Annotated in this window: 17 protein-coding genes; 14 read left to right on the plus strand and 3 right to left on the minus strand. The window is 65.9% G+C overall.

Translation table 11 applies throughout. The features are described 5' to 3' along the window. The 5 genes from K9D25_RS06275 to K9D25_RS06295 all read left to right on the plus strand — a co-directional run bounded on the left by K9D25_RS06275 (position 1) and on the right by K9D25_RS06295 (position 8117). Positions 1-3132: an efflux RND transporter permease subunit gene (locus K9D25_RS06275; protein ID WP_244450010.1), complete on the plus strand. Its 3132-nt coding sequence runs from the start codon at positions 1-3 to the stop codon at positions 3130-3132. Positions 3133-3144: 12 nt separating this feature from the next. Further along, on the plus strand, positions 3145-3519 hold the full coding sequence (locus tag K9D25_RS06280) for a hypothetical protein (RefSeq protein ID WP_244450011.1): 375 nt from the start codon (positions 3145-3147) through the stop codon (positions 3517-3519). Between the two features lie 53 nt (positions 3520-3572). Next, a complete protein-coding gene (locus K9D25_RS06285) occupies positions 3573-5123 on the plus strand; it encodes a multicopper oxidase family protein (protein WP_244450012.1) in 1551 nt (516 codons plus the stop codon). 878 nt (positions 5124-6001) lie between these two features. Then, positions 6002-6883, plus strand: coding sequence for a tyrosine-type recombinase/integrase (locus K9D25_RS06290; RefSeq protein WP_244450013.1), 882 nt, complete (start codon positions 6002-6004; stop codon positions 6881-6883). A 13-nt stretch (positions 6884-6896) separates the two neighbouring features. Further along, complete coding sequence (locus K9D25_RS06295) at positions 6897-8117, plus strand: IS91 family transposase (RefSeq protein ID WP_244450014.1); 1221 nt, start codon at positions 6897-6899, stop codon at positions 8115-8117. A gap of 460 nt (positions 8118-8577) precedes the next feature. Here the strand turns inward: K9D25_RS06295 and K9D25_RS06300 are convergent, their stop codons facing one another. Genes K9D25_RS06300 through K9D25_RS06310 form a run of 3 tightly spaced genes read right to left on the minus strand, consistent with a single transcriptional unit; the run spans position 8578 to position 10411 of the window. Next, on the minus strand, positions 8578-9210 hold the full coding sequence (locus K9D25_RS06300) for a transmembrane anchor protein (RefSeq protein ID WP_244450015.1): 633 nt from the start codon (positions 9208-9210) through the stop codon (positions 8578-8580). 27 nt (positions 9211-9237) lie between these two features. Then, a complete protein-coding gene (locus K9D25_RS06305; protein WP_244450016.1) occupies positions 9238-9972 on the minus strand; it encodes a HupE/UreJ family protein in 735 nt (244 codons plus the stop codon). Positions 9973-10021: 49 nt separating this feature from the next. Continuing rightward, entirely contained in the window at positions 10022-10411 is a 390-nt protein-coding gene (locus K9D25_RS06310) for a hypothetical protein (protein WP_244450017.1), read from the minus strand. A 124-nt stretch (positions 10412-10535) separates the two neighbouring features. Here K9D25_RS06310 and K9D25_RS06315 point away from each other — a divergent pair, with 124 nt between their 5' ends. From K9D25_RS06315 to K9D25_RS06355, 9 genes are all read left to right on the plus strand, one after another. Then, on the plus strand, positions 10536-10817 hold the full coding sequence (locus K9D25_RS06315; protein ID WP_244450018.1) for a metal-sensing transcriptional repressor: 282 nt from the start codon (positions 10536-10538) through the stop codon (positions 10815-10817). Between the two features lie 55 nt (positions 10818-10872). Then, positions 10873-11139, plus strand: coding sequence for a hypothetical protein (locus K9D25_RS25055; protein WP_432207916.1), 267 nt, complete (start codon positions 10873-10875; stop codon positions 11137-11139). Positions 11140-11142: 3 nt separating this feature from the next. Continuing rightward, positions 11143-12462 carry an MFS transporter gene (locus K9D25_RS06325; RefSeq protein ID WP_244450019.1) on the plus strand — a complete coding sequence of 440 codons (1320 nt, stop codon included), beginning with the start codon at positions 11143-11145 and terminating at the stop codon, positions 12460-12462. Between the two features lie 25 nt (positions 12463-12487). Then, positions 12488-12925, plus strand: coding sequence for a YqaA family protein (locus K9D25_RS06330; protein WP_244450020.1), 438 nt, complete (start codon positions 12488-12490; stop codon positions 12923-12925). Between the two features lie 2 nt (positions 12926-12927). After that, the gene (locus K9D25_RS06335; protein ID WP_244450021.1) at positions 12928-13653 is read left to right on the plus strand and encodes a nickel/cobalt transporter; all 726 of its coding nucleotides are present in this window, start codon (positions 12928-12930) and stop codon (positions 13651-13653) included. Between the two features lie 125 nt (positions 13654-13778). After that, a complete protein-coding gene (locus K9D25_RS06340; protein ID WP_244450022.1) occupies positions 13779-14597 on the plus strand; it encodes a chromate resistance protein ChrB domain-containing protein in 819 nt (272 codons plus the stop codon). Positions 14598-14608: 11 nt separating this feature from the next. Next, complete coding sequence (gene chrA / locus K9D25_RS06345) at positions 14609-16009, plus strand: chromate efflux transporter (protein ID WP_244450023.1); 1401 nt, start codon at positions 14609-14611, stop codon at positions 16007-16009. Between the two features lie 764 nt (positions 16010-16773). Beyond that, entirely contained in the window at positions 16774-19767 is a 2994-nt protein-coding gene (locus K9D25_RS06350; RefSeq protein WP_244450024.1) for an N-6 DNA methylase, read from the plus strand. Next, positions 19764-20567, plus strand: coding sequence for a hypothetical protein (locus tag K9D25_RS06355; protein ID WP_244450025.1), 804 nt, complete (start codon positions 19764-19766; stop codon positions 20565-20567). Before K9D25_RS06350 ends, K9D25_RS06355 begins: the two co-directional genes overlap by 4 nt. The last annotated feature ends 133 nt before the right edge of the window (positions 20568-20700 follow it).

Consider the following 20700-nt stretch of genomic DNA (forward strand, 5'->3'; position numbering starts at 1 on the left):
ATGTTCACGGTCCTCGTCACCCAATCGCTGCGCAACCGCCTGCTGGTGCTGGCGCTGGCTCTCGTGCTGGTGGTCTACGGCGCCTATGCGGTCACGCGGCTGCCGGTGGACGTGCTGCCGGACCTCAACCGGCCCACCGTCACCATCATGACCGAGGCGGAAGGCCTCGCCCCGGCGGAGGTGGAGCAACTCGTCACCTTCCCGCTGGAAACGGCCATGAACGGCCTGCCGGGCCTCGTGCGCCTACGCTCGGTTTCCGGTGTCGGCCTCTCCGTGGTCTATGTGGAATTCGACTTCGGCACCGACATCTTCCGCAACCGCCAGCAGATCGCGGAGCGCCTCGCTTTGGTGCGCGACCGGCTGCCCGCAAACGTCGCGCCGCAGATGGGTCCCATCAGCTCCATCATGGGCCAGATCCTGATGTTCGCCGTCACCAGCGACACCGTATCGCCCATGGCGGTGCGGGAGACGGCGGACTTCGTCATCCGCCCGCGCCTCCTCGCCATCCCCGGCATTGCGCAGGTCATCCCCATGGGCGGGGAGGTGCGGCAGTTCCGCGTCTCGCCGGACGTTTCCGCCATGCGCGCCTACGGCATCACGCTCGATGCGCTGGAAAAGGCGCTCTCCCAATTCGGCACCAATTCCGGCGGCGGCTTTGCCGATCAGGGCGGGCGGGAGTTCCTCATCCGCAACATCGCCCGCACCCTGAGCCTCGACGATTTGAAGACCCTCGTCCTGCCGCGCCCCGCCGGCGGCAGCGTCTTCCTCCACCAGATCGCGCAGGTGGACTACGCCGCTCGCCTGAAGCGCGGCGATGCCGGTTATATGGGCCGGCCTGCCGTGATCCTCTCCGTGGAAAAGCAGCCGGAGGCCGACACCCTTGCCCTCACCAATGCGGTGGAAGAGGCGGTGGCCGACCTCAACCGCACGCTGCCCGATGGCATCCGCATCTCCCCGCCCGTGTTCCGGCAGGCGGACTTCATCGCCGCCTCCATCGGCAATGTGGAGAAGGTGCTGCTGGAAGCCATGGCGGTGGTGGCCGTGGTGCTGTTCCTGTTCCTTCTCAACTGGCGCACAACCCTCATTTCGCTCACCGCCATCCCGGTGTCGATCCTGGCCACCGCCATCGTGTTCCACGCCTTCGGCCTCTCCATCAACACCATGACGCTGGGTGGCCTCGCCATCGCCATCGGCGAGCTCGTGGACGATGCTGTGGTGGATGTGGAGAACATCTTCCGCCGGCTGCGCGAGAATGCCGCCGCAGCCGTGCCCCGTCCCGTGTTCGACGTGGTGGTGGCGGCGAGCCGGGAGGTGCGCTCCGGCATCGTCTACGCGACCCTCATCATCGTGTTGGTGTTCGTGCCACTGTTCGCCCTGCCGGGCATCGAGGGGCGGCTGTTCGCCCCGCTGGGGCAGGCCTATATCGTCTCGATCCTCGCGAGCCTTCTGACCTCCATCACACTCACGCCGGTGCTCGCCTTCTATCTGCTGCCGGCCCTCAGCCGCCATGCGGAAAGGGACGGCGCGCTGGTGCGGATGCTGAAGGGTGGCTACGCGGCGTTGCTCTCCACCGCCTTCCGCCACCCGCGCCTGGTGATGGGCACGACCGCGCTGCTCTTCGTCGGTGCGCTGGCCGGTGCCGCAAGTCTGCCGCGCGCCTTCCTGCCGCCGTTCAACGAGGGCTCGCTCACCATTTCCATGTCGTTCCGCCCCGGCCTCTCGCTGGCAGAGAGCGACCGCATGGGGCTTGTCGCCGAGACGCTGATCCTGGACGTGCCGGAGGTGAAGGCGGTGGGTCGGCGCACCGGCCGGGCGGAGCTGGACGAACATGCGGAGGGCGTGCACGCCTCCGAGATCGAGGTGGACCTGCGGCCCTCCGACCGCAGCCGGGCCGAGATCACGGCGGATATCCGCGACCGCCTCGCCGTCCTGCCGGCGTCCTTCAATCTGGGCCAGCCCATCTCCCACCGGCTGGACCACATGCTCTCCGGCGTGCGGGCCGAGATCGCCCTGAAACTGTTCGGCGACGACCTCGACACCTTGCGCGCCACGGCGGAAAGCCTGCGCCAGCGCCTCGGCGCCATTCCCGGCCTCGTCGACCTGCAGGTGGAGCGGCAGGTGCGGGTGCCGGAGGTGACGGTGAGCGTGGATTACGGCCGCGCCGCCCTCCATGGCCTCCAGCCCGCACAGGTGACGGACGCGCTGGCGCGGCTCTCCAACGGGCGCGTGGTCTCGACCCTCGTGGACGGCAACCGGCGCTTCGACCTGGTGGTGCGCCTGCCCGAGGCAAGGCGCAGCGCCGAGGGGCTGGCCCGCCTCCTCATCGAGACCCCATCCGGCTGGGTGCCCCTCTCCCAGGTGGCGGACGTGAAGGAGACGGACGGGCCGAACCAGATCCTGCGCGAGGGCGGGCGGCGGCGAATCGTCGTGCTCGCCAACACCTCTGGCGGGCGCGACACGGCGGCCATCATCGCCGACATGCGCCGCGTGCTCGCCGCGACGGACTTGCCGTCCGGCATGTCCACGAGCCTCGAAGGCACCTTCGCGGCGCAGGAGGAATCCATGCGCACCATCGGCGGCCTCGCGGCCGTATCGCTGCTCCTGGTCTTCGCCATCCTCTACAGCCGCTACCGCTCGGCGCTGTTCGCGCTGGTCATCATGGGCAGCGTGCCGCTGGCCCTCATCGGCGCGGTGGTGGCCTTGTGGCTGGCCGGGCAGCCGCTCTCGGTGGCGAGCATGATCGGCTTCGTGACGCTGACCGGCATCGCCGCGCGCAACGGCATCCTGAAGATCAGCCACATCATCAATCTCGCCATCACCGAAGGCCTGCCGTTCGGTCCGGCCCTCGTGGCGCGCGGGAGCCTTGAGCGGCTGACCCCGGTACTGATGACGGCCGCCTCCGCCGGCATCGCCCTGCTGCCGCTCATGAGCGGGGCCGAGGTGCCGGGCAAGGAGATCCTGCACCCGGTGGCCGTCACCATCTTCGGCGGCCTCGTCAGCGCCACGCTGCTCGATGCCGTGCTCACCCCCGTCCTCGTCCTCGCCTACGGCCGCCGCCCGCTGGAGCGGCTGGTGGCGGCGGCGGGCGAGACCGGCCCCACACCAGCCGCCGCCCGTGCGGATGCCTTTTGATCGGAGTGCGCCATGATCTTCCGCCCCCTTGCGTCGGCCCTCATCGCTCTTCCCCTTCTCGCGACGCCGCTCCTCGCGCACGAGCCCAGCACCGGCCCCAACGGCGGCGTGCGCGTGGATGCCGGGCATTATCACGCCGAACTGGTGGCCGACGGGACGCCTGCCGTCTCGCTCTATCTCAGCGACGGTTCCGACAAGCCGGTTCCGGCCGACGGCTTCAAGGCCAATGCCATCCTGGTGGTGGACGGCAAGGCTCAACGCTTCTCCCTGACGCCCGTCGGCGGAAGCCGGCTCGCCGGGACCGCCCCGGTCGCCGTGCCCAAGGGCGTTAAGGGCGCCGTCCAGCTCACCGCGCCGGACGGCTCAACGACCCAGGCGAAATACTGAACTCAATCCCTGCCTCGCCTCGTCTGCCCGGCGACGCACCCAGGAGGCCGACCATGACCCAACCTAAGCACCTGTCTTCCGTGTCCCGCCGCACCGTCCTCGCGGGTGGCGCCGCTGCCGGCGCGCTCGCCCTCTCCGGCGGATGGAGCCGCGTCCTCGCTGCCCCGCTCATCACCGTGGAGAGTCTCACAATCGACGTGAACGGCAAGGCGGCCAAGGTCTTCGCCGTCAAGGGCCCAACCGGCGAAGGCATCTTCGCGAAGGAGGGCGATCGCCTCGCCGGCGCGGTGCTCAATGCCTCGCAGGCGCCGGCGGTGATGCACTGGCACGGCCAGATCTTCGCACCGGCGGACCAGGACCGCGCCCGCCCCGACGGCGGCGAACTCGCGCCCGGCGGGACGGACCAGGTGGACTTCCTGCTCACGCCCGGCACCCATTGGATGCATTCCCATACGCTGAGCGAGCAGCAATTGCTCGCCGCTCCCCTTGTCACCCGAGAGGCGGATTCGGGCGATGCGCAGGACGTGGTGGTGATGCTGCACGATTTCTCCTTCAGCAGCCCGGAGGAGATCCTCGCCGGCCTCGGTGGGAGCGGCGCCCATGGCGGCCATGGCGCGCACGGAGCGAGCCGGCCCACCCCGGCCGCGGCGGGGATGGCGATGCCGGGAATGGGCCATGCCGGCCACGGCATGGGCGCGATGGGCGGTATGGGCGGCGGGATGATGGGGCCTGCTCCTGCTGGCGCCGACGCCGGCCACGCGGGGCATGGGATGGGTGCGGGAATGGGCGGCGGGATGATGGCCCACGCCAATGACGTCGACTACGACGCCTTCCTCGCTAACCGCCGCACCCTTGTCGATCCTGAGGTGGTGAAGGTGGAGAAGGGCGGACAGGTGCGGCTACGCATTATCAACGGCGGCACCGCCACCGCCTTCTTCATCACCGTGCCGGGCCTGAATCCGCGCTGTGTCGCGGTGGACGGCTCACCCTGCGTTCCGCTGGAGGTGGATGCTTTTCCGTTGGCCCAGGGACAGCGCATCGATCTTCTCGTGGATATTCCGGCGAGCGGCGGGGCCTTCCCGGTGCTGGCGCAGGTGGAGGCCTCACCCCGGCGTACCGGCGTCATCCTGGCCACCGCCGGAGCGACCGTCGCGCGCATCGCCGATAGCGCCGACCGTCCACAGGGCCTGCTCGACCTCGCGTTCGAAGAGCGCCTTTCCGCCGGAAAGCCGCTCGCGCCGCGCAGGGCAGACAAGGTCTTCCCCATCATGCTCGGCGAGGAGGCGGGCTATCGCTGGACCATCAACGGCCGCACCTACGGTGAGGGAAGGCCCTTCGCCGTCAGTCCAGGCGAGCGGGTCGAGATGACCTTCATGAACCCCACCACCATGAGCCATCCCATGCATCTGCACGGCCACCATTTCCAGGTGGTGGGCATCGGCGGGCGCCGCTTCTCCGGCGCGGTGCGCGACACGGTGATGGTGCCGCCGCACATGCCCGTCACCATCGCCTTTGACGCCGGGCCGAAGGGCGAATGGTTCCTGCACTGCCACCACCTCTACCACATGGCCACGGGCATGATGGCGGTGGTGAAGATAGCTTGATCCCGCAGAGGAGAGACCGTCATGTACTACGATCAAATGATGGGCGGCGGCATGTGGGGGATGTGGCTCTTCGGCCTCCTCATCCTGGTGCTGGTCGTGCTCGGCATGGCGGCGCTCATGAAATATCTCCGGCGCTGAGGCGGAGTACACTGGCAGTCTGACCGTGCACGGATAGGCCTGATCATGCCTACGGCGCGGCCAAAGACTTTGTGGGGCGGACAGTCAAACAGCCTCGGGCCGTGCTCTGGTCACGACGGTCAATTCCGCCCTGGCTCGGGCCGGTGCACCGCTGCCTGGTGCCGTCGATGGCCTTCGCGAAGCCACGCGTGATGCGGATGGCAAGAGCACCAAACGCCTGGCTCGCCGCAGGCGAGAACCGGCCGCTCCTCTTTTTGCCGGCCTCCGTGGAAAGGCGTGCGCAAGACTAAGGAACGCGGGGCGCGGGGCGCGCCTCTACGGCGGCCTTGCCACCAAGCCAAACTCCGAACTAGCGAGTGTGCGGGGTCACGGACGAGGAGCAGGACGCGCAGATGCGGGGCGCAACGGGATGAGGCGAAGACGTTACAGAGGCTGCTGGAGATGGAGTGCGGGCGGCTGCTTATAGCCGGCAGGACAATGTCGCAGATTGACCCAAAGCAACCCCTCAACGGCCCTTTCAGAGACGTCCGCTTTGCGCCGCCATTGCGGTCACTGATTCGGGAACGGTCGCGGTCCCAAAGCGGACATTAGCGAAGTGGGACACGTCGGAACTTTTACGCCAACGGACTAAACCGCTGCCGCGGTAACTGCCCTGCATAACGGGTGTGCGTATGTTTTCGATGGGGCGCCTGGCATAGGCGGGCGGAGCATCACGGGGTTTCTCACCAGAGGAGAGCCCCATGGACACTTCCGAGCATCCCACCACCACACGGCCAGCCATCAGCCCGCTTCGGCAGCGGATGATCGAGGATATGACCATCCGCCGGTTCGGCGAGCACACCCAGCGCGATTATGTCCGCCAGGTCGCCGAGTTCACCGCCTTCCTCGGCCGGGCGCCGGACCAGGCGGAGCCCGAGGATCTGCGGCGCTACCAGCTTCATCTGGCGAGCTTCAGTGCCAGCTATGCCCGCATGAACCTTGCCTGCACGGCCTTGCGCTTCTTCTTCCACATCACGCTGGGGCGGGCCGGCTTCGGTGATCGCATGGCCCGCATCCCGACGCCCGAACGCCTGCCGGTGGTGCTGAGCACCGAGGAGGTGGCGCTGCTGCTCGCCCATGCGCCGAACCTCAAGTACCGCGCCGCGCTGAGCATCGCCTATGGCTGCGGCCTGCGGGTGTCGGAGGTGGCCCACCTCAAGGTCGCCGATATCGACAGTGCGCGGATGCTGATCCGCGTGGAGCAAGGCAAGGGGCGCAAGGACCGCTATGTGATGCTCGCGCCTGATCTGCTCGATCTGCTGCGCCGCTGGTGGAAGGAGCGCCGGCCACAGGGTTGGCTGTTCCCCGGCCGTGATCCCGGCCAGCCCATCACCACCCGCCAGCTCGACCGGGCCTGCCGGACCGCGGCTTCCGCCGCCCGGCTCGACAAGCGCGTGTCCATGCACACCCTAAGGCACAGCTTCGCCACCCACCTGCTGGAGCGCAAGACCGATATCCGCGTCATCCAGGTATTGCTCGGCCACAGGAAGCTCGACACCACGGCCGTCTATACCCGCGTCGCGCTGAAGACCCTGCGCGAAGTTGAGAGCCCGCTCTCTTTACTGACGCCACCACCCCTGTAGTCCCTGCCGGTCCATGGCGCGGCCTGCGCTGGAGGTCGCGGATATCCTGAACGCCCATGGCGATGCCTATGAGAGGGCGCACGCCGGACGTCTCAGTCGCGGCCAGATGAAGGTCATGTCGGCGATCAGGTCCTGCCGCACGGTGGTGCTCGGCGGGCACGTGTCGCGCTGCGCCGACTGCGCTCATGTGGAGGTCGCCTACAACTCCTGTCGCAACCGGCACTGCCCCAAGTGCCAGGGAGCAATGGCGCGGGACTGGCTCGCCGCCCGCCAGGCCGAGCTTTTGCCGGTGCCCTATTATCATCTGGTCTTCACCCTGCCGGCCGCGATCGGCACCATCGCCTACCAGAACAAGGCGGCGGTCTACGACCTGCTGTTCAGGGCTTCGGCCGAGACGCTCACCACCATCGCCGCCGACCCCCGGCATCTCGGCGCCCGCATCGGCATCACCGCCGTGCTTCACACCTGGGGCTCGGCGCTCACCCACCATCCCCATATCCATGCCGTGGTGCCCGGCGGGGGACTGTCTGCCGACGGCTCCCGCTGGATCGCCGGCCGCGTCCGGTTCTTCCTGCCGGTGCGGGTGCTGTCGCGCCTGTTCCGGCGGCTCTTCCTCGACGGGCTGCGCGCCCTGCATGCCGCCGGCCGGCTCGCCTTCTTCGGTGATCTCGCCCCCCTGGTGGATACGCCTGCCTTCGAGGCGATGCTGGCACCCCTGCGCCGGGCCGAATGGGTGGTCTACGCTAAGCGTCCCTTCGCCGGACCCGCAGCGGTGCTGGCCTATCTGTCGCGCTACACCCACCGCGTGGCGATCTCAAACAGCCGGCTCCTCTCCATGGACGACCGCGGGCTCACCTTCCGCTGGAAGGATTATCGCGCCCGGGCCAAGACCTCGGGCAACGGCTGGATCAAGACCATGACCCTACCGGCGGACGAGTTCATCCGCCGCTTCCTGCTCCATGTCCTGCCCGACGGCTTCCACCGCATCCGGCACTACGGCCTGTTTGCGAGCGCGGTGCGCTCCGCCAACATCGAGAGGGTCCGCGCGCTGCTCGTAGACCAGCAGGTGCGCGCCTCGCCGGAGGGAGCCACGCCTGCCGAAACGATACGACCAGAGGCCACGCTGCGCTGCCCGTGCTGCGCCGGCATCATGACCATCATCGAGACCTTCGCCCGGGGCTCGGCGCCGAAGACCTGGCCCGCCAGTGCCTCCATCAGGATCGACACCTCATGAGCGGCGCCACCTCTCTCGAACTCCAGTTGCATCCGGCAGGCCGCGTCGTAGGCGCAAAGGATAGCTTCGTCCTCGCGCCGACTATCCCGCGCTCAGCCTCGTCGTTGAAACCGGCCGCGCGCTCTTCAACGGGCTCCGACCGCCCCGCAGCACTGTCCCGGACTGTCAGGTGTTCTGGCAACCGTCACCAGCAAGACCACACAGCCCCCAGCCCAGACCCAAAATCCCCATAGCACCGCGACGACCTCGACCGTCGCCCACGTCGGACCGCGGTTTCCTCCCCTGGAGGCTTTCCGACGCCGGCCCGCGCGATCAGCCCCACCATCGTGATCGGGCCGGCATCCGAAACCCTTCACAAAAGCCGACATTTGCGGACGCATCGACAGCAGACGCTTCGGCGAAGACAGCATTTGCGCCACGGAGGCGCGACGACCTCCGTGGCGCGGGCGCGACTAGATCATCAATCGGTCCGCTTGATCTCGGCGTAAGCGCCGCTCGTCTTCAAGGTGAGGGTCACGTCGGCGCTGCCGCGGTTACGCCAGAACCAGCCGTGATTGCCGTCGAAGGCCGCTTCAAGCACGCCGTCGTCGCCGGGCACGGCGCGGCCCTTCTCGTAGCTGATGGACTTGCCGCCACCGTCGCCGTGGGTATCGAAGTTCACCACGCCGCCGGACACTGTCCAGCTGTAGTCGGCCTTGGCACCGGCCTTCATCACCAGCTTGATCTCGGCGCCCTGGCCGGGCGTGAGCGTGAGGGTTGTCACATCCTGCCGCGAGGCGGTTTGGGCCGAAGCCGGGGAAACGACGAGAGCCGCAAAGACCCGGCCGAGCAGGCTGGAACCGGGGGCAGGCACCGTGGAGTTCTGGTCCATCTGCCGGTCGCGCTCGGCTTCCTCGGCGAGTTGCGCTTTGATCTCGCCCATCTGGGCCAAGCCCAGCACCCGGCCGACGCCGGTCGGGTCGATATTGTACTCGGCGGGCAGCACGATGGTGATGAGGATCGCCAATGCGGCGACGATGGCGATGAGGGTGGAGCGCAGAAGCTGGCGGGAGGTCGGTAGTTCGGCGCGCGAAGGAATGTCCGAATTGTACATGTCAGTACGTCCTTGAGTTGGGAGGGGTCACGCGACGAACCAGCCGGTGATCTGATAGCCGATCAGCACGAAGCCTGCGGTCATCATCACGACGTTGGCTGTGTAGGCGTGGCGGAAGAAGCTGTCGGTGCGGCGCCAGTAGCTCATGATGATGAGGATGGCGGCGAGGGCGAGAAGCTGGCCGATCTCGACACCGACATTGAAGGCGAGGAGGTTCGGCACCAATCCGTCCGGCGAGATGTCGTATTCGATGATCTTGGTCGACAGGCCGAAGCCGTGCAGGAAGCCGAAGATCAGCGTCGCCGCCTTGGAATCCGGCTGCACGCCGAACCAGCGCTGGAAGGCGCCGAGATTGTCGAGCGCCTTGTAGACCACCGAGAAGCCGATGATGGCGTCGATGATGTAGCTGTTGATGCCGATGTTGAAATACACGCCCAGCAGCATCGTCGTCGAATGCCCGAGGGCGAACAGGCTGACATAGATGCCGATGTGCTTGAGCTTGTAGAGGAAGAAGATCACGCCCAGCAGGAACAGGATGTGATCATAGCCGGTCACCATGTGCTTGGCGCCGAGATAGACGAAGGGCAGCAGGTGTACGCCCGTTATTTCCTGGATGTAGCCCTTGTCGCCTTCGGCCACCGCATGGGCAAAGGCTGCTGCCGCGGTCAGCGGCAGCAGAAGAAGTGCAAGGCCTTGGCTATGGACGAGTCGCGTCAGCGACGCGCGCACGCCGAACCGGCCCTCGCGAGAGGTGGGATGCATGGAAACTCCGAAATGTCGTCGATGCGGGTGGCCGCGTGTGCGGCCGCGATCACGCGGTGACGACGTGTTTCGGCGGCTTATCGAAGGGATAGGTCTTCGTTACCGCAGGCGCATCCCGGACCGTGGCGCTCCAGACCCGCCATGCCGGCGGCGCCGTCTGGACGAGCGCCGTAAGAACGCTGGGAACGTCGTGAGAGTGGTCAGCGGGGTCGTGGCCATGGGAATGGCCGGGCGCCTGCTCGTCCTGCCAGCCCTCGTCATGGGAATGGCCGTGGTCGGCGATATCCTGGGCGAGGGCCGCGTGCCGCTCGGCCTCGATCGCGGCAAGAACCGCCGGGTTATGGGACAGCGCGGTTCGCACGGTCGACACCACCGCCCCCAGCGCCATGACAAGCGCGAGGAAGCTGCAAATCAGAACGGTGCGGGCACGTGACGTCATCACGGATAGGTATCGCCGAAAATCTGAATCGTTCATTAACCCTAGGTCATCCGGCCTGAGACGCAACCTCATTCATCTTCCCAAGGGGGTCGACGTATCCCATCGGGGGGGATAGGATAAATTAATGAACGATCATCCACACATCCATGAGACACATCCGGAAATCGTCAAGCGGCTGAAGCGCGCCGACGGTCATTTGCGCAGCGTGATCGAGATGCTTGAAGCCGGCCGCAATTGCCTGGACATCGCCCAGCAGCTCCACGCGGTCGAAAAGGCGATCACACAGGCGAAGAAGACCCTGATCCAGGATCATCTCGACCATTGCCTCGATGAGGTCGTCGCATCGCTGCCGCGCGACCAGCGCCGTTCGATCGACGGTTTCAAGGACATCATCAAGTATCTATGAGGACAGCATGACGCCCTTTGCCGAGTTGCTTCAACAGAGGGCAGGAAGCTCCTGGTTGTTCATCGCGAGGGCCATACTGCTCGGCGCGCTGCACGGGCTGGAACCGGGCCATTCCAAGACGGTGACGGCCGCCTTCATCGTAGCGCTGCCTGGAGTTTCGGCCCAGGTGGTCCCTCTCGGTCCGCCGGCCATTGTGTCTCACATACGGCGCGCGCTCGGCTTCTTCTATGCACGGCTGATCGCGGTGGGCCTCGATGTCGGCGGGCGCCGCCGGAGCGGCATCGCCGTGCTCGCCGTGCTCGCCAGTGCGCAGGCGGTGTGAGACATGCTCGCGGTCCTTGCGAACCGGACATACCGGCACCTGTTTCTCGCCCAGGTCATTGCCCTGATCGGGACCGGGCTGGCGACCGTGGCCCTTGGCCTTCTCGCCTATGACTTGGCGGGGGCGAATGCGGGGGCGGTGCTGGGCACGGCACTCGCGATCAAGATGATCGCCTATGTCGGGGTCGCGCCGGTTGCCGCCGCCTTTGCCGAGCGACTGCCTCGGCGGACGATGCTGGTTTCGCTGGATCTGGTTCGTGCCGCCGTCGCGCTCCTGCTGCCCTTCGTGAGCGAGATCTGGCAGGTTTATGTGCTGATCTTCGTGCTCCAGTCGGCGTCCGCCGGATTCACGCCGACCTTCCAGGCGACGATCCCCGATGTCCTGCCGGATGAGCGTGACTATACCCGTGCGCTCTCGCTGTCCCGGCTCGCCTATGATCTCGAAAGCCTGGTCAGCCCGATGCTGGCGGCCGCCCTGCTGACGCTGATCAGTTTTCACAGCCTGTTCGCCGGCACCGTCGTCGGCTTCCTGGCTTCGGCCGCCCTCGTGGTTTCGGTGGTCCTGCCGAGCCCGCAGGCGGGAGAGAAGCGGGGCATTTACGACCGGACCACGCGCGGCATCCGCATCTATCTGGCGACGCCCCGTCTGCGCGGCCTGCTGGCGCTGAACCTTGCCGTCGCGGCGGCCAGCGCCATGGTCATCGTCAACACCGTGGTTCTGGTTCAGGCAGTGCTCGGCCTCGACCAGAGCGCCGCCGCGCTGGCGCTCGCCGCCTTCGGTGGCGGCTCGATGGTGGCGGCGCTGCTATTGCCCCGGCTGTTGGAGACGGTTCCGGACCGCACCGCCATGCTCGCCGGCGCCGGGGTGTTGGTCGCGGGGCTTCTGGTCGGGTCGGCGCTCCACAGCTACGCATTCGTGCTGCCGCTCTGGTTTCTGCTGGGGCTTGGCTATTCGCTGGTACAGACGCCCTCGGGCCGTCTGCTGCGCCGCTCCTCGCGGCCGGAAGACCGCCCCTCTCTCTTCGCGGCGCAGTTCGCGCTGTCGCATGCCTGCTGGCTGATCACCTATCCCCTTGCCGGCTGGCTGGGCGCGAGCATCGGCCTGCCGGGCACGTCCGCCATGCTTGCCCTTCTGGCCGGGTTCGCCGCTCTCGCCGCGCTGCGGCTTTGGCCGGCGAGAGATCCCGATGAGCTGGAGCATGTCCACGGCACGCTGGCGGAGGATGATCCCCATCTGGCCGGCGCTGTACCCGTTGCCGGCGGGCATCGGCACAGCCATGTGTTTGTCATCGACCGCCACCACACGGAATGGCCGCGCCCATGATGCTCCCTGCCGGCCGTGGCCGACCATGACCGAGCTTGCGGCCTATGCCGGGCTGTTCTTCAGTGCACTGGTCGCGGCCACCATCCTGCCGATGCAATCCGAAGCTGTTCTGGTCGGGTTGTTGCTGACGACCGACTATCCGCCCTGGGCGCTGGTGGGAGTGGCGAGCCTCGGCAATGTGCTGGGGTCGGTCATCAACTGGCTGCTCGGGCGCGGCATTCACCGCTTTCGCGACCGGAAGTGGTTTCCGGTAAAGCCCGCCGCTCTGGCACGTGCGGAGAGCTGGTATCGGCGCTACGGCAAGTGGTCCCTGCTTCTCAGCTGGGCGCCTGTTATCGGCGATCCGCTGACCGTCATCGCCGGCGTGCTGCGCGAGCCGCTGCCGATTTTTCTGATCCTCGTGACGTTGGCCAAGGTCGCGCGCTACGTGGTTCTTGCCGCCGTCACGCTGGGGCTGGGCTGATCATGGCCTTCTGGCAGCACATTGTCGGGTTCCAGCAGGAAATCTATCAGGCCTTCGCCGCGCAGATCCGGGATGTCGCGGGGACGGGCGGCTGGGGCGCGTTCATCGTCTATTTGCCGATGGGGATTCTGTTCGGTGCCGCGCACGCGCTGACCCCGGGGCATAGCAAGATGATCCTCGCGACCTATCTGGCGGGCTCCCGGCTTAGCATCCTGCGCGGGTTGGGGGTCTCTCTGGCGCTCTCGTTTACCCATGTGCTGATGTCGGTGCTGATCGCCCTTCTGGCGCTCCCGCTGATCTCCGCGTCCCTGGGCAGTGTCGGCCGCGCGCCTGTTCTTGAAGATGTCAGCCGCGCGCTTCTCGGCATTATCGGCCTGTGGATGGTGTGGCGGGCCTTGCGCCCGCGAAGGCATGTCCACGCGCACGGCGAGGGCCTGATGGTCGGCGTCATGGCCGGCCTCATCCCCTGTCCATTGACGCTTTTCGTGATGACCTTTGCCATCTCCCGTGGGGTGCCGGAGGCGGGCATCGCCTTCGCCTTCACCATGATGCTTGGCGTCGCGCTGACCCTGTCCACGGTCGCCGTCGCGACGATCCTCTTCCGCGATCAGCTGATGCGGCTGCTGGCGCATCGGGCGAGCCTTCTGGACCGCTCGGCGCGGTTCATCGAGGCCGCCGCCGGGCTCGTGTTGCTGGCCGTGGCCTTGAGAGAGTTATGGCTGCGCTGATCAGGCGGCTTGCGGGTGACGGACGAGTTCAGCTAGAAGCGGGACAAGGGGTTATTCGCGATTGCCCCGTGAGGCGACAGCCCAAAGATCGCGTCCATGTTCCCTGACAAATGGGATGGACGCTCATGCCGTCAAACACTGAAATCACCGTTTCCCAACTCTCCCGTCTCATCGGTCTTCCGGGCGCGCCTGCGATTATCGACGTGCGTATGAAAAACGACATCGACGCGGACCCGCGTCGGCTACCGGCGTCAGGCCGGTACGAGGCGCAGGCTGTGCCGGCCTGGGCCTCGCAGTTTGCCGGCCGTGAGGTGGTTGTGGTTTGCCAGAAGGGCGGCAAGCTGGCGCAGGGCACGGCGGCATGGCTCCGCCAATCGGGCGTCAGTGCCGAAACGCTCGAAGGCGGCTTCGAGGCGTGGCGTGCCGCTGGAGGACTGCTCGTCAAACCTGACAGGCTGCCCGTGCCCGACGCGGCTGGACGAACCCTCTGGGTCACACGCGCGCGCCCCAAGGTCGACCGTATCGCCTGCCCGTGGTTGATCCGGCGGTTCGTCGATCCGTCGGCCGTATTCCTCTTCGTCGGCGCCTCCGAGGTTGCCGCCGTCGCCGATCAATTCGATGCGACCCCCTTCGACATCGACGGTGTGTTCTGGAGCCACCATGGCGATCGCTGCAGCTTCGACACCATGATCGAAGAGTTTGGCCTCTCCTGCGCGCCGCTGGAGCGGCTGGCCGACATTGTGCGCGCCGCCGACACGGACAGGCTCGACCTCGTTCCGCAGGCGGCCGGCTTCCTTGCCGCCTCCCTGGGACTGTCGCGCATGTTTCGCGACGACCTCGAACAACTCGACGCCGGCATGACGCTCTATGACGCCTTCTACCGCTGGTGCCGCGACGCGACCGAGGAAACGCATAACTGGCCATCGCGCTCGAACCCGGCGTGAGGGAGGCGACCATGTCGACATCCACCACTGATGTGGCGGCTTCCGCGAGCGACCCCGCCGTTCCGTCCTTCCGCGAAGCCACCAAAGTGTGGGCGCGCATCGGCCTGCTCAGCTTCGGCGGCCCGGCGGGTCAAATCGCCCTGATGCACAAGGAGCTGGTCGAGGACCGCCGCTGGATCGGCGAGCAGCGCTTTCTGCACGCCCTCAATTACTGCATGGTGCTGCCAGGCCCGGAAGCCCAGCAGCTCGCCACCTATATTGGTTGGCTGATGCACCGGACCCTGGGCGGCCTCGTTGCCGGCGTGCTCTTCATCCTGCCCGGCGCGCTGGTCATGTTTGGCTTGAGCGTCCTGTATGTCGTCTACCGACATGTGCCGCTGATCGACGCTGTGTTCTTCGGCGTCAAGGCGGCGGTCCTGGCCGTTGTCGTGGAGGCGGTTCTGCGCATCGGCAGGCGGGCTCTGAAAAACCGCGTGATGATCGGCATCGCGGTGGCCGCCTTCCTCGGCATCTACCTGCTGCGCATACCGTTTCCGATCATCATTCTCGCCGCCGGGCTCGTCGGCTGGCTCGGGAGCCGGCACGCCCCAGCGGTCTTTGCCGGCGGCGGACATGGCGGGAAAAGCCAACCCGCCGACACCCATGGCGTGATCGACCGCATGTTCGAGCGCGGCCAGCTGACCCATGCCGTCCCCTCGACGCGACGCACCATCCGCGTCGTGATCCTGTGGCTTGCCATCTGGCTCGCCCCGGTGCTGCTCCTGTGGCTGTCAACGGGCGGTTCCAGCCTGTGGACGCAGCTCGGCACCTTCTTCGCGACCATGGGCGTCGTGACCTTCGGTGGGGCCTATGCGGTGTTGACCTATGTGGCGCAGGCCGCCGTCGACAGCTTCGGCTGGCTGGCGCCGGGCGAGATGGTCGATGGCCTCGGGCTCGCCGAGACCACGCCGGGTCCACTGATTCTGGTTCTGCAGTTCGTCGGTTTTCTCGCCGCCTACCGGGCACCGGGCACGCTCGATCCGCTGGTGGCGGGAGGGCTCGGCGCCCTGCTGACCACATGGGTGGTGTTCGCGCCGTCCTTTCTGTTCATCTTCGCCGGCGCGCCCTATGCCGAAGCTCTACGCGGCAACCGGGCGGTGTCGGCGGCGTTGTCCGCCATCACCGCCGCTGTCGTCGGCGTCGTCATGAACCTTGCCCTCTGGTTCGCTCTTCATGTGGTTTTTGGGGAGGTGCGGGCGTTCGAGCTCTTCGGGATTGGACCGGATCTGCCCGTGCTCTCGTCGATCGACTGGCGCGCGGCGCTGCTGGCCGCCGCCGCCATCGTTGCTATGCTCCGCTTCAAGGTCGGCATGATTCCGACACTGGCAGTGTGTGCGGCAGCGGGCGTTGGGCTACAGATGCTGCCGTCGTGATGCTGCGAAAACTGGACTGGGATTCGCCCCTGAGGCCTGACAATGGTCGGGGATGTGCCTAGTGAGGTCACAAACCGCACGAACCGGACGTTGCGAGAGCCGGCTAAGGGTGAGTTTCGGCCTCGGACATTAATCGGCGATATGTCCGCTTCTCGTTTGGAAGTGCCCAAAACCGGCCAGTCCGCTCCCGACCTCGAAGCCCTCTGTCAGCAAAGCGCGCCCATCTCGGTCATTGATCTGACAACGGCCGCATCCCAAAAGCGGACATCAGCGAGTTGGGGCACGTCGGCACCTTTTGCGACATTTGCCGACTGGCATTCCACTGAGGAGCAGATATTCCCACCTTCACCAGTGACACCAAGCTTGCATCACGATAAGACGCGCTCACCTCGAAAGTTGAAGCGCGCGGATCCGCCATCGCATCGAGCTCAACGGCAGCGGGCCCGCATTCTTTTCCGCCGGCCACGCCGGCCATGCATCGTAGAGGAGGCGCTGCCTCCCGCGGCAAATGCCGTCGATCTGCCCAGTTGCGACGCATGAGATGATACGGTGTCCGCATCCGCTCTAGCGCGTTTCGGTCGGCCACGATTTCGATTGCGTTCGCCCATTCTTCTCGAATAGGGAAAGTCGACCGGCGCGGCTAAGTGCCAGCAGCGCCTGCACAATCTCGCCCGAGTAATCGGTTTGTTTTCAGTGGCTTAATGCCTTTTCATGGTTTAGGGTGTCTCGTCACCCTTGGACGTGGCGGATAGGGGAGGCGAGCGATGGACGACGCGTCCCTCACGCGCAAGGTCGAGTCGCTGTGCCGCGCGCTAGGCTACGTAGGCAGCGCGACGTATTTTGCCAGCGCAGAGTCCTTTGATCGGCTCGAGAATGTACACGTCGTCATGACAGCGTTTGGGGCGATCGGCGTCCATTCCGTGTTCGGCATTTCCGATGGCGCGATTCCCGGATCTTTCAAGCCGGTCGTATATGTGGGCCAGGCGCGCGACGACGTGGCCGCGGACGAACTACACCGTCGCGTGTGGACCCAGGGCGTCGTGCCGCTGCTCATCGTCGTCACCCCTGGTGGAGTGGAAGTGAGGAACGGGTTCGGCCCACCATCCGACGGGTCTGTCCTGACGCGCCACGAGGACGTCGACGACGCCTTACACGCATCGTTGGAGGACGTTTCGGCGCGCTCCCTGACAACTTCCATTTTTTGGAAGGACCGCAAAGTCTCGCGCTCTGACACAATCGACAGCCGGCTCGTAGCCGCGATCGACCAACTGAACCGATACGCCTGCACGACGTATCCCCAACTCGATACGCGCCACGGCCGCGCGCTCGTGAACGCATTAGTCGGCAAGCTGATCTACCTATTTGTGCTGATCGACAGGGGATTGATCGACGAGCAGTGGCTGCGCGATGTCATCCTGGCCTCTGGATGCAAGGGCGTGCGATTCGCCGACGCGGCTTCCCATCGTGGTGTGCGGTCCAATTATCCGGAGTTCTCGCCCGACGAGGTCTGGGCAGCGCTGGACGCCATCGACGGAGCGATCAATGGCTGCGTGTTCCCGATCGCCGAGACCGAGCGTCCCCGAATTCCGTCTGAGCTGATCCAGTTCATCCATCGGGTCGTGCGGTGGGGCGAGGAGGTCGCGGGAAGGCAGCTAAGCTTCCTCGACGTCTCGTTCCAGGTGCTTCGCACCGAAACGATCTCGGCAATCTACGAGCGGTTCCTTCGCTTAGAGGACGGCGACGCGCAGCGCGCCGAAGGCGCCTTCTACACGCCGCCTTACTTGGCCGATTTCGTCGTTGCGCGCGCCGATGCCCAACGCCCGATGGAGGCGACCTCGCGGGTGGTTGACGCCGCGGCTGGGTCCGGCGTGTTCCTCGTCTCCGCCTACCGCCGCATCATGGAGCGATGCGCTCCGCCCGGCGGTTGGGGGCCCACCCACGCGAACGCCGCTCGCCACCTGTTAAGGGATTGCATTTTCGGCATCGAGAAGAACGCCCAGGCCGCCAATGTCTGCCGCTTCAGCCTCTATATGACGATGCTGGACTATATTGCCGGAGTGGCGATCAAGGATTTCTCCGGAATTGATGAGGGCGAGAAGCTCTTGCCTCCCCTCACCGACAACATCGTCGTCACCAGTGCCTTCTCGCATCCCTTCGAGGGCACAACGTTCACCCATGTCCTCGGCAATCCCCCTTGGCTTCGGCTGAAGCGTCAGGGTGCGAGACGCAACACCCAGGCGCCGAACCAGAGCGTTCCGGTGAACGATGACGCGTTGACCGCATTTCTCGCCGAGCTGAAGGCTGAGACGCCCGTTATGCACGGGCGCCTCTCGGACGCGTTCGTCTGGCTCGCCGTAGAGCGCCTGTGCGAGGAAGACGCCGTCATCGGGCTTATCCTGCCGACAACCTCCTTAGTGGGTCGCCAATCGGAACGCTTCGCCACGGCACTAGCCTCCAAAGTCTCCGTCCGTTCCGTGGCCAATCTCTCCTATCTGCGATACCGGCTCTTCAGCGGCGCCCGCGCGGCGGCGACGGTCGTGGTGGCGCGCCATCAAGCGCCCCAACCGTCCGACTTTGTTTCCGTATACAGACCTCGGCTGTCCTCGTTACCGCTAGGCGAGGTCGGAGACGTCTGGGCGCTTTTTGTGTCGCAGACCGACCTGCAGACCGTCCAGGTTAGGGACCTACAGGGCGACTCCAATGGCTGGTTCGGCCCGCTCATTCTCGGAACGGTGGACCGGCGGACCCGCGACGCACTTCGGAACTTCACGAGGCGGCGCAAATTGACATTCGCGGAATTCCTGATGCGCTCGGGCTTGCGCATCCAGCGCGGTGGCAACGAGGAGGATACGGGTTTCCGCTTCCCGGTGCGGACCGACAGGCAGGGGCGCGAATTACCCGTCAATCTCGTCGCCCTGCCTAAGGTTCTCGAACAGGAGATCGTTGTCGGCTATCGGGCGCTTTTCTCTGGCAACATCCTTTTGGTGCCGCGGGCCTTCAAGGGGCTACGCGTGCTCGAAGCGCCGCATGCCTTCAATTCCACTTTCTACGGGATATTTTTCGCGGATAATGGGCGCGATGCGTCGCACTTCGAATATATTCAGCGGTCTCGACAGATCGACGCGCTTTGGTCCCTGAAGGCGTTCCTCGAATCTGGCGTCGTGCAATATTTTGCGGCCCTCTACGGCGCGACGGTATTGCTCGACGGCGCACGTTTTGAGAAGGGTGATCTGCTCTCGCTTCCTTGCCCATTCGAAGACGCTTCCGAGCCGGCCTTCCTAGACCTGCATGGTTCCTCAGACAAGGATGGCTCGATCCTAGATGCGCTAGGTGCTGGCTCGGATCTGCGATGCGCGGTAAAAGAGTTCCTCTCTTTCTCGGAAGGGTATGCCGACGCGCAACTTCCTTCCGACGCGTTCGTGGAAGCGGATGAAACTCAAATCCGCGTGTATCTGGATCGCTTCACCCGCGACCTCGCAGCTGCGTTTACGGAGCGGTTCACGCCATCGGTGACGATCGAAGGGCGCGGCGACGGCGTCGTCAGGCTCCGCGTCGCGTTCGGGCAGGACGCGGAGCAAGAGGGAGCCGCCCCGCCGAACCGTGATGGCAAGTTCGTGGCTTCGAGCGTCGTCTCGTTCGACGCAAAGAGCCGGGTGGCGCACCTAAGTAAATCTTCGGCGTTGTTCGCCTGGATGGCCGATCAGGCCGTGGACGACGCTGGCGAAGTTATCAGGCAGGTCGTTTCGGGATGTCCATGAGAAGATGGCCTGCGGATGATCTGGCGGACGACGCCTGGCATCGATTCCTCGGCGAGGCGATCGGCGGCCTGCGCGAAGCGGCGCGACGGGTTCGCGAGCCGGCGTCGACCGAGCGACGGCCCGGGTGGTTCGGCAAGAGCAACAAGGCCTTCAAGGGCGCCAAGCTTCCGGACGAGACATCGATAAGCCAGGCGCTTATCGAGGCGATGGAGGAGATCCGCGACGAGCAGTTCATAGTTGCGCCGAGCCGAGGATCGTCGATCCCCAATCTGACGGGCATGGACTTCCATGTCGAGGTCGCGCGACGATACGATCCGGCGATCGGACCGCGCGCCCAGCCCACCGACATACAGCTGGCGATCCATCGCGACCGTCTCGACCTGCGCCTTGAGGCGAAGAAGCTCACGAGACTGGGTGACATCGCCGCCGACTATCTCGGCGCGGACGGCTTGGGACGTTTCGACGATGCCTGCGCTCCTTATACCCTGGAGCGATTTGGAGGGATGCTCGCATACGTGACCGACCGCGACGCGGCCGAGTGGACGCTGTTGATCTCGGAGGGGATCCGCGCTGCATTGCCTTCCGATCGCGTGAAAACGACGCTTTTGCTGGGGGACGAGATAATTACGACCACGCACTTGCGCGACGTCGATATCGCGGTCCATGGGATCCAAGGTCGCTTCTCGACTGATGTCGTGCATCTCGTGTTCGAGTTCGACGCCTGGCCGAACCGGAGGATCGCGAGTTCGAACGACCGCATTGACGATCGGCGTACTAAAGAAGCCCAGCCGGAGGGGTAATGGGCAGGTTTGCCCGTATCACGCCTGCCATTCCGCCGCCCTCTCCATGATTTCTAACGAACGCTTGCGCACTTCGCTCCTCGGGATCGGATGTATCGCGGGGACGGCTCGCTGCAAATGCTTCAAGCGGTTT

Origin of the sequence: Ancylobacter polymorphus (genome assembly GCF_022836935.1) — a bacterium.
Classification (GTDB): domain Bacteria; phylum Pseudomonadota; class Alphaproteobacteria; order Rhizobiales; family Xanthobacteraceae; genus Ancylobacter; species Ancylobacter polymorphus_A.